The 565-nt window shown below is 61.9% G+C and carries 1 protein-coding gene; it reads left to right on the forward strand.

Going from position 1 to position 565, the window contains the following annotated elements; translation table 11 throughout:
* Nucleotides 1–52: 52 nt before the first annotated feature.
* On the forward strand, nt 53–565 hold a 513-nt coding region (locus B3187_RS11175), incomplete at its 3' end, for an amidase family protein (RefSeq protein WP_286806472.1).

The following is a 565-nucleotide window of genomic DNA, read 5'->3' on the forward strand; positions in this document are numbered from 1 at the left end:
TGCTGAATACCATCTTGCATACAAGATTGGCGATTAACGATGAGGAACCCCGATGACGTTACCCACCGGCTGGACGTTGAGCGAATGGCAGCACGCCTATGGCAAAGCGCAACTGGACCCCAAAACCACCCTTGGCGAGCTGCGCGATACACTCTCGGCCGATGACCCCGCCTGGATTCATATTGTTTCGCAAACCGAACTGAACGCCCAGATCGCCACCCTGACCTCCCCCAGCGAACAGCCCCTGTTCGGCATACCCTTTGTGGTCAAAGACAATATCGACGTGGCCGGTTTACCCACCACGGCCGCCTGTCCCGCCTATTCGTACACCGCCGAGCGGGACGCCACCACCGTGGCCCGACTCAAAGCGGCGGGTGCCATTGTTCTGGCCAAAACCAACCTGGACCAGTTCGCCACCGGACTGGTGGGCACCCGTTCGCCCTACGGGGCCGTACCCAACAGTTTCAATCCCGACTATGTGTCCGGCGGTTCCAGCTCGGGCTCGGCCGTGGCCGTCGCGCGTGGCCTGGTGCCCTTCAGTCTCGGCACCGATACCGCCGGCTCC

This window comes from Marinimicrobium sp. UBA4209 (genome assembly GCF_002381585.1).
GTDB lineage: Bacteria > Pseudomonadota > Gammaproteobacteria > Pseudomonadales > Cellvibrionaceae > Marinimicrobium > Marinimicrobium koreense.